Genomic DNA, 8116 nt, shown 5'->3' with positions numbered 1-8116 from the left:
TGATGGTCGATGTGCGTGACATGCGGGTCATGGAGATCCTCTCGGACGCGACCAATACCATCGCCGAGGGGGAGGTCATGCAGCTCGTGAACTGCCATGACCCCGATACCAGCGAGGAACGCTACCTCGCCATCATCCACAACAAGACCGCGAAGCTGTTCGAGGCCGCCGCCAGGCTGGGCGCGGTGCTGTCCGGGGCGGGCGCCGCGGCGGAGGAGGCGATGGCGGCCTACGGGCGGCATCTCGGCACCGCCTATCAGCTCATCGACGATGTATTCGACTATACCGCAAGCGCGGAGCAACTCGGTAAGAACATCGGTGACGACCTTGCCGAGGGCAAGCCCACCTTGCCACTCTTGTACGCCTTATGGCACGGGAGCGCGACACAGGGCGCGCTCTTACGCAGCGCCATCAAGGAGGGCGGGCGGGGACACATCGGCCGGGTCATAGAGGCCATTGAAGCCACCGGCGCCATCACGTACACTGCCGCGCTCGCGCGCTCGGAGGCGGGGTACGCGCTGCGGGTGATAGAGGATCTAGGCCCGTCCCCGTACAAAGACGCCCTGCTGGCGCTCGCGGCGTTCGCGGTCGACCGCAGGTCTTGACCGATCCGGCAGCGGGCCATTTTAGATTCGGGGCGAGTTTAAACGGGGTGTAGCTCAGCCTGGTAGAGCACTGCCTTCGGGAGGCAGGTGTCGCACGTTCAAATCGTGTCACCCCGACCAATCCTATCGCCCCCCTCCGTTAGGCCAGAAACTCCATCTCCTCCGGAGGTTGCGGGGGGGTACGCGGCCGAAAGCCCAGGAGCTCGATGCGCCGCCGCCTGGCGTCGCGCCGACGTTCCTGCTCGCGGGCCTCGGCGTTCGTGAGGAACAGGAAATACGCCACGATCGCGACGTGGCAGAAGTACATGAAGGTTCCGAACCACGGGTCCATGCCAACACCTGCCGGATATTACCGCACCGGCGCCGGCAAATAGCAAGCCCCCACGGTGTTCTCCAAGACCCCCCGGCCGGACTCGCACCCAGACCCGCGCGCGGCCCCGGCATGCCCGCCCGGCTTTCCACCGGGGTTCCTGTGGGGCGCGGCGACCTCGGCCTATCAGATCGAGGGCTCGCCCTTGGCCGACCACGCCGGGGCGAGCATCTGGCATCGCTTCTCCCATACCCCAGGGACCATCGCGAACGGCGAGACCGGCGACCTTGCCTGTGACCACTACCGGCGCTTTCCGGACGACGTGCGCCTGATGCGGGAGCTCGGCTTGCGAGCGTATCGGTTCAGCGTGAGTTGGGGCCGGGTGTTGCCGGAGGGGCGCGGCCGGGTCAACCGCAAGGGGCTCGCGTTCTACGAGCGCCTCGTGGATATACTGCTGGATCACGGCATCGCGCCGGTCGTAACCCTTTATCACTGGGACCTGCCGGTGGCCTTGGATGAACGGGGGGGATGGGCGAACCGCGAGGTCGCCCACTGGTTCGCGGACTACGCCTGTCTGCTCTACCGCTCGCTCGGTGATCGCGTCGAGCTCTGGATCACCTTGAACGAGCCTTGGGTCGTGATGCAGGGTGGTTATATAGAAGGGACCCTGGCGCCGGGGCGCCGCGACCTGGCCGAGGGCGCGCGCGTCTCGCAGAACCTGCTCCTCGCACATGGACAGGCGGTTCGGGCCTATCGCGCAGAGGGCCGCCATGCGATCGGGATCGCCGTGAACCTGGAGCCCAAGGTTCCGGCATCGGGATCGCGCGCCGATCGCGCGGCCACGGTACGGGCCGACGCCTACATGAACCGACAATTTCTCGACCCGATCTTCCGCGACGAGCACCCCGCCGAGATCCGCGAGATGTTCGGTGCGGCCTGGCCGGAGTGGCCCGAGGAGGATCTCGAGCTGGTGCGATCGCCCATCGACTTCCTGGGCGTCAACTACTACACGCGCGGCCTGACCCGGCACGACCCGGCGGTCAAACCCCACCGCGCACGAAACATCTCCGAAGCGGCCCGGCGGACCACCGAGATGGGCTGGGAGGTGTGCCCCGAGGGGCTCATCGATATCCTGGAATGGGTGAAGGCCCGCTACGGCAATCCGCCGATCTTTATCACCGAGAACGGGGCCGCGTTTCCGGACCCGCTTCCCTGCCAGGGTATCGTCGATGACCCCTTGCGCGTCGCATACCTGCGCGACCACCTGTGCGCCGCGCACACGGCGCTGGCACGAGGCGTCGATCTGCGCGGTTACTTCGCCTGGTCGCTCCTGGACAACTTCGAGTGGGCCGAGGGGTATTCCAAGCGTTTCGGACTCGTCTGCGTGGACCACGAAACCCAGGCTCGCATCCCCAAGGCCAGCGCGCGCTTCTATACCGAGGTGATCGATACCCACGGCGCCTGTCTATCGGACCGGTGAGCACGATGCCCGCAGACCCCTTTTACATGATCGTCCTATTCACCGATTTTGGCCCCTGCGGCCCGTACCTGGGCCAGATGAGCGCGATGCTGCACCGGGAGGTCCCCGGGATGCCGGTGGTGACCTTGCTGGCCGATGCGCCGGCGCATGACCCGCGCGCGAGCGCTTATCTCTTGCCCGCCTATGCGCGGGATTTTCCGAGGGGTGCGGTGTTCTTGTGCGTCGTCGATCCGGGGGTCGGCTCCGGCTTGCACCGGCCGATGGCGATCGAGATCGACGGCCGCTGGTTCGTCGGACCCGGCAACGGGCTCTTCGAGATCGTGGCCCGCCGCGGCCGATCGGCGCATGCCTGGGCCATCACCTGGCGCCCCCGCGATCTGTCGGCGACGTTTCACGGTCGCGACCTCTACGCCCCCGAGGCCGCGCGGCTGGCACGCGGAGAGGGGCCGCGCGGCGTGCCGGTGACGCTCGAACCGGACCCGTCCTGGCCCGATGATCTCTATCAGGTGATCTACCTCGATCACTACGGCAACTGCATCACCGGCGTCCGCGCCACGGCTTTTGCGGGTGGCGCACTAGTGCTTCGGGGCCGGCGCCTCCCGCGCGCCCGGACCTTTGCCGAGGTGGCCGGCGCACAGCCGTTCTTCTACGAGAACTCGAACGGTCTCATCGAGATCGCCGTGCGCGACGGGCGGGCCGGCGAGGTCCTGGGGATCGGGATAGGTGAGCCGATCGCGGCGGCTTAGCGAGATTTCAATAACTTTGGACGAGCAGGAGACGGGGCCATGACGTCGGCCGGCACAGGTGTCTTTTACGACGCGCCGAGCAATACGGCTCTTGCCTGGTTGATCTTGGCGGCGAGGTAATCGGAGCCGCCCCGATCGGGGTGGAGCTTGTGGATGAGGCGACGGTGCGCGTCTATCACCTCCGCTCGACTTGCCCCGGGCCCCAGGCCGAGGACCTGGCGGGCCTCATCGGCGGTCATTGGCGTCGGTCCGGGGCGTGTCCCCGTTTCCGACCCGGGCGCCGATTGCCAGGTCTCGCCGTAAATCCTGTCGAGATAGCTCTGCAGCAAGGCAGCCGAATCGGGATCGGCGCCTCGGCAGTCGCGATAAAGGCGCATCAGATGTTCGCGTTGCAGCTCGCTCAAGCGATGGCCCGTGAAAGTGCCCGCCAACACCTCACCGTCGATCTCCCCCGTGGCGTGGTCGAGCCATAGGCGGATAAAACTGGATTCAACCGTCGAGCGCTTGGCGCCGGTCGGGCCACCGCTAGTCTCGGATTGGGGGCGGGCGGATTGGGGGCGGACCTGCCGCCACAGGCGCTGGACCAGCGGCGCATAATGAAGCAACGGCAGAAGCCGCACGGCGGCGGCGACCAAGGCCCCAATGAGCACCAACAACCAGTGAAGTCGCCCGGTGACCGCGAGGAAGAGGAGTAGCAGCACCACGAGGACCGCGAGCGCCCTGCGGAAGTGGGCGGCGATGACCGGGGGTGGCGTTCGCAACAACCACGCAAGCCCTGCCAGCGCGCCGATCCCGGCCAGGAGCAAGGCGAGGTTGAGAAGCACCGCTCACCTCTCATCGATCTCGTGAGTTAGCTGCAAGGCGATCCCTCCGCGCTCCTTCGCGAAGCGGTCGAGCGCCTGCCTGCCTCCGGAGGCATAGACGGCGACTGCGCTCAAGAGGTCGCGCAGTTGAGAGGCGCTGGTCGCGTCGAAGCGGCAATAGACACCCTTGGAGAGCCGTGCGATCTCTCGGAAGGAACGTTCGGCGATCGGGTCGTCCCCTTCCTGAAACACGAAGCCGGGGACCCCCAGGGCCCCGAGTTGACCGGCGAGGTGGCTCAGCCGGTCAGGGTCCTCTTCCATGCAGTCACCGACAAAAACCAGGGCGTTCACCCGCTTGTTTCGGGTCTCCTCCAGGGTGTGAGCCAGGATCCGTTCGATCTGTGTGTACCCCGCGGCACAGGAGACCACCGTCATCTGCCTCTGGAGGGCCCCGGTATCGGTGAGCCACGGGCTCGTCTCGAGCTCGCGGTAGCCGCGGTAGAAGCACAGCTGGATCTCGAGACCGCCGAGCGCGGCCGTCTCCTGGAACATCTGGGACTGGATATGGCTGGCGCGGTCCCAGGTCCGCTCACGGCTGGCGGTCGCGTCCATGGCGAAGATGAGCCGGCCGCGCCGGCCGGTAGGCTTGACCCGTGACAGCGCAGCCACCTGCCTCAGGAAGGCGTCGATGTCTGCTCGGCTGGACCGCTCAGGGAGCTGCCGTCGGTCTCGGTCGCTCATGGTTACCGTTCACTTCGATGGGGTCGGCGTCTTGGGTGACACGATCATAATGGATGCGGCAAGCCGGCAGTAGTCGCCATGGTGCGGCGACGCCCCGCCCGCGTAGTCGTCCGCCTGGCCTGAAACCGGGGAAAACGGCATTGGCACCCGTGGGGACGGCGAGGTGGCTTTTCTCCACGTCCGGGCGCCCTTGGATCAGCACAGTTTCCCGCCCGTTCGCAGGGGGTCCCTTCCGAAGTATACTATTAGCTATCGGCTTAGGGGAATTCATAAACACCACTGCGGCGATGTGCATCGTCAGCGCAGGGCGCATCGTTCTCTTACCATCAGCAACCATCGATGACAGCGCGCCAACGGAAAGGCCACGCTCCTCGGGCGCGCCGCCCTGATTCTGTAGGGGAGATAGGGCATAATATAACTCTTGACTACCGTCAAGCTCAGTCGAGGGTCCGACAATGAAGGCTATCTGGCACAACGAGGTATTGGCCGAAAGCGAGAACACCATCGTAGTCGAAGGGAACCATTACTTTCCGGCGGAATCGGTCAATCGCGAATTCTTACGGCACAGCAACACCCATACGACCTGTCCTTGGAAGGGAGAAGCGAGCTACCACGATATCGTCGTGGATGAAGCGGTGAATCACGATGCCGCATGGTATTACCCCGAACCCAAGCAAGCCGCGGAGCAGATCAAAGGCCACGTGGCGTTCTGGCGAGGCGTGAGGGTGGAGTAGGCGGTATCGCACTGATCCGCTACGCCCGCGTGCGGGTACTCAAGCGCACTCGGCCGGTTGAACAAGCGGGCGGACTCAAATAGGCGCCGCAAGGCCCGATGGAACGGGAAAGCCGTAACAGCGAAGAACCCCGTTGCAAAGCGTCATCTGCAGTCTCCCGCATCGGGCCAAGTGCCAGGCCCCACGCGAGCTGGAGGCCATTTAGAGAACAGGGCCCCGTATCCCGATACGACGGAGGCGGAGCTTGGTGTTCAAATAACGGATGCGGTTCTCTTCTTTGTCTCGACCCCCATCTCGCGAAAGCGTTCAATCGCCTCGCTCTCACCGAAGTCCTCCAGCTCGAACAGCGGGCGAACCTCGATCTCGCCCTCTTTACCATCGACGGCAGGATTGGGGAAGCGCTTCGTCCATTCGATCGCCTCTTCCTTCGACCTCACCTGGATGAGCGTGTAGCCGGCGATCAGCTCCTTCGTCTCGGCAAAGGGCCCGTCGATCACGGTGCGCTTCCCTCCCGAGTACTCGATGCGCCAGCCCTTCGAGCTCGGCTTTAGACCGGAGGCATCGAGCAGCACGCCGGCCTTCGCCAGCTCCTCGTGGTACGCCGCCATTGCGGCAATCAGCTTCTCCTCCGGCATGACGCCGGCTTCCGTATCCTGGCTGGCCTTTACCATAATAATGAATCGCATCGTGTTCTCCTCCTGGTTTCGGCCTTTAGTAGCCTGTTTGGATCTGGGATCCGGACGGTCGCAATCGTGCTCGTCGTCATTGTGATGTCTCCTCTGATTCCGCTGACTTCTCTGGCCGCCCGGAGCGCTGCGGCCACTACTTCTTCCGCCGATAGCTCGCCGTCATGAATTCGTGCCATTTCCCGTCATCGCCCAGCATGTGCGACGTCATCACCCGGTGGTCGTCGCTCTTGACCTCGATCACGTCCTGGTACTTCGCGAACTTCCCATCGCCGGCGCAGCTCGGGCCCTCGGCATTGAGCGTCAACATCTTTTCCTGCGCGTCCAACGACCCATCGTAGACCCATAGGTAGGTCATCATCGATCCCACCCAAGTCCCCACGTACTGCCCCTTCTGCGGGTCATGGCCGAGCGTCATCAGGGTTGTTCCATGCCGCCGGGCATCTCGCCGCGGCCCTCGCATAGCACCCAGAGGCCGCCCAGCGAACGCACGCTCTCCGATCCCTCGAACTTCTCCGGCGGCTTGCCGGGTTCCATCGATCACTCGGACTCATAGGTCCATTCACCAACGAGCCTCTGTAGCCACTTGTGTTCTTTCTGCGGTTCGGTCTTCATCGGTATCTCCTGTTTTCTTCGGGATTGCGCCACGGTTGCATGCGGGACACACCGTACCTGACGGCTTTCGTCCGTGGCGGGCACTAATACTAAGAAGCCGGCAGGCCCGCGATCTCTATCACCGGCCGGATCTCGATGCTACCCTTGCGCGCCATCGGGATCCGTGCGGCGATGCCGATCGCCTCGTCGAGATCCCGGGCGTCGATCAGGAAATAGCCGCCCAGTTGCTCGCGCGTCTCCGCGAACGGACCGTCGGTCACGAACCGTTTGCCGCCGCGCACCCGGACGCTGGTCGCCGTCGATGTCGGGTGCAACGGGTGGACGGCCAGGTACTGCCCGCTCGCTTTTAATCTGTTGTGCGAGCTGCGTGGACTCCGCGTAACACTCTTCCCGCTCGGTCTCGCTCAACGTCAGCTCGTCTAAGTAAATCAACAACATGTATTTCATGTGCGGCTCCAACAGTCAGTCGAATAGCGGGCCGGCATCGAACCCCTGCCGAAGAGTTTTTATCATAGGGCACGCTCCCGGGCGCCGAGGACGGTCAGCCCACCGTTGTGGACACCGTATAGTCGTTTGGCCGAGCCCAGATTCGACACGCCACGACAAGCTTGCAGGACCGACCGTCGTAACGCGGCGCTGGCGTATCATTCCGGCAGCTCTCTCAGCCGGCGCTCGAGAAACCGTTGCTTCGGCTCCTGTTTCGTGAGGCCGAGGGCGCGTTCGTAGGAGTTTCGGGCTTCGGTCGTTCTGCCTGACCGCCGGCACAGCTCCGCCCGCGCCGAGTGCGCCAAGTGGTAGTCCGCGAGATCGCCGCGCGCGAGGATGGCGTCGATAAGGCCAAGACCCGCCAAAGGCCCGTCGCGCATCGCCCTCGAAATTGTAGAACACGTCGCCTTTGAATTCCTCCGGCGTGGACAAGATGTTGACGTCGCGGTTGAAATCGTTCTCGAACGAGGACACCCATTTCATTTTAAGGTCCAGCCCCTGCACTTCTTGAAGCCTTCGGTTTGGCGAGCGGCGCGCGCGAGACGGCCACCAGCATCACGTCGCGGCGCGTCAAATGGACGACAAGCTGCTCCTTCGTCTCGGCGAAGGCGCCGCCGGTGACGGACACCTTGCGGTTCCCCGCACGACCGCGGCCGTCCGAAACCACGCACGGGTGACTCGACCGGCACCGGTCGGCTCGCGTCCGGGCGCTTTGCGTCACCCCAAAGCCCCGACAGGCCACCCAGAACCCGGCCGGGGCCGGCTCAAACGCTCCCACACGGATCTGGAGTTGACCCCGTTTCGTGGACACTTCATCTTTTGGGAAAGAGGAGTCCACGATGTCGAAACGAAGAAGTGCATATCCGCCGGAGTTCCGGCGACAGATGGTCGAGTTGGTCCGGTCAGGCCG

At 64.5% G+C, this 8116-nt stretch carries 9 protein-coding genes, 1 tRNA gene and 3 pseudogenes; 5 read left to right on the top strand and 8 right to left on the bottom strand.

Annotated features, from left to right (window positions below; all coding sequences use genetic code 11):
- Positions 1-605, top strand: a 605-nt coding sequence (locus M3461_19920; protein ID MDQ3776454.1) for a polyprenyl synthetase family protein, incomplete at its 5' end; no start/stop codon positions are given.
- A 43-nt stretch (positions 606-648) separates the two neighbouring features.
- Positions 649-725: transfer RNA gene (locus tag M3461_19915), tRNA-Pro, on the top strand.
- 19 nt (positions 726-744) lie between these two features.
- Here M3461_19915 and M3461_19910 read toward each other — a convergent pair.
- Positions 745-936, bottom strand: coding sequence for a hypothetical protein (locus tag M3461_19910; GenBank protein ID MDQ3776453.1), 192 nt, complete (start codon positions 934-936; stop codon positions 745-747).
- Positions 937-1075: 139 nt separating this feature from the next.
- Between M3461_19910 and M3461_19905 the strand changes: the two genes are divergently transcribed.
- Both M3461_19905 and M3461_19900 read left to right on the top strand, forming a co-directional pair.
- Positions 1076-2395 (top strand): GH1 family beta-glucosidase, encoded by a 1320-nt coding sequence (locus tag M3461_19905; protein ID MDQ3776452.1) that lies wholly within the window; start codon positions 1076-1078, stop codon positions 2393-2395.
- Between the two features lie 26 nt (positions 2396-2421).
- Positions 2422-3141, top strand: a complete 720-nt coding sequence (locus M3461_19900; protein ID MDQ3776451.1) for an SAM-dependent chlorinase/fluorinase — start codon at positions 2422-2424, stop codon at positions 3139-3141.
- 65 nt (positions 3142-3206) lie between these two features.
- Here M3461_19900 and M3461_19895 read toward each other — a convergent pair whose 3' ends face one another.
- Together M3461_19895 and M3461_19890 are read right to left on the bottom strand one after the other, a co-directional pair.
- The gene (locus tag M3461_19895; protein ID MDQ3776450.1) at positions 3207-3965 is read right to left on the bottom strand and encodes a molecular chaperone DnaJ; all 759 of its coding nucleotides are present in this window, start codon (positions 3963-3965) and stop codon (positions 3207-3209) included.
- Between the two features lie 3 nt (positions 3966-3968).
- Positions 3969-4685 carry a VWA domain-containing protein gene (locus M3461_19890; GenBank protein ID MDQ3776449.1) on the bottom strand — a complete coding sequence of 239 codons (717 nt, stop codon included), beginning with the start codon at positions 4683-4685 and terminating at the stop codon, positions 3969-3971.
- 455 nt (positions 4686-5140) lie between these two features.
- Between M3461_19890 and M3461_19885 the strand changes: the two genes are divergently transcribed.
- Positions 5141-5419, top strand: coding sequence for a DUF427 domain-containing protein (locus tag M3461_19885; GenBank protein ID MDQ3776448.1), 279 nt, complete (start codon positions 5141-5143; stop codon positions 5417-5419).
- A 251-nt stretch (positions 5420-5670) separates the two neighbouring features.
- Here M3461_19885 and M3461_19880 read toward each other — a convergent pair whose 3' ends face one another.
- From M3461_19880 to M3461_19860, 5 genes and pseudogenes are all read right to left on the bottom strand, one after another.
- On the bottom strand, positions 5671-6105 hold the full coding sequence (locus M3461_19880; GenBank protein MDQ3776447.1) for a YciI family protein: 435 nt from the start codon (positions 6103-6105) through the stop codon (positions 5671-5673).
- A 136-nt stretch (positions 6106-6241) separates the two neighbouring features.
- Positions 6242-6720: pseudogene (locus M3461_19875) on the bottom strand (DUF1579 domain-containing protein).
- A gap of 89 nt (positions 6721-6809) precedes the next feature.
- Positions 6810-7167: pseudogene (locus M3461_19870) on the bottom strand (YciI family protein).
- Between the two features lie 197 nt (positions 7168-7364).
- A pseudogene (locus M3461_19865) lies at positions 7365-7598 on the bottom strand (RNA polymerase subunit sigma-24).
- Positions 7599-7690: 92 nt separating this feature from the next.
- The gene (locus tag M3461_19860) at positions 7691-7834 is read right to left on the bottom strand and encodes a DUF899 domain-containing protein (protein ID MDQ3776446.1); all 144 of its coding nucleotides are present in this window, start codon (positions 7832-7834) and stop codon (positions 7691-7693) included.
- Positions 7835-8116 lie beyond the last annotated feature (282 nt).

Source organism: Pseudomonadota bacterium (assembly GCA_030860485.1).
In the GTDB taxonomy this organism is placed as follows: domain Bacteria; phylum Pseudomonadota; class Gammaproteobacteria; order JACCXJ01; family JACCXJ01; genus JACCXJ01.
The sequence above is the reverse complement of the archived record's forward strand: the minus strand, read 5'-3'. Positions and strand labels throughout refer to the sequence as shown.

Excerpts from the sequence above, each read along its gene's own strand:
- M3461_19880 (MDQ3776447.1), bottom strand. The coding sequence starts at position 6,105 with ATGCGATTCATTATTATGGTAAAGGCCAGCCAGGATACGGAAGCCGGC.
- M3461_19910 (MDQ3776453.1), bottom strand. The coding sequence starts at position 936 with ATGGACCCGTGGTTCGGAACCTTCATGTACTTCTGCCACGTCGCGATC.
- M3461_19890 (MDQ3776449.1), bottom strand. The coding sequence starts at position 4,685 with ATGAGCGACCGAGACCGACGGCAGCTCCCTGAGCGGTCCAGCCGAGCA.
- M3461_19885 (MDQ3776448.1), top strand. The coding sequence starts at position 5,141 with ATGAAGGCTATCTGGCACAACGAGGTATTGGCCGAAAGCGAGAACACC.
- M3461_19900 (MDQ3776451.1), top strand. The coding sequence starts at position 2,422 with ATGATCGTCCTATTCACCGATTTTGGCCCCTGCGGCCCGTACCTGGGC.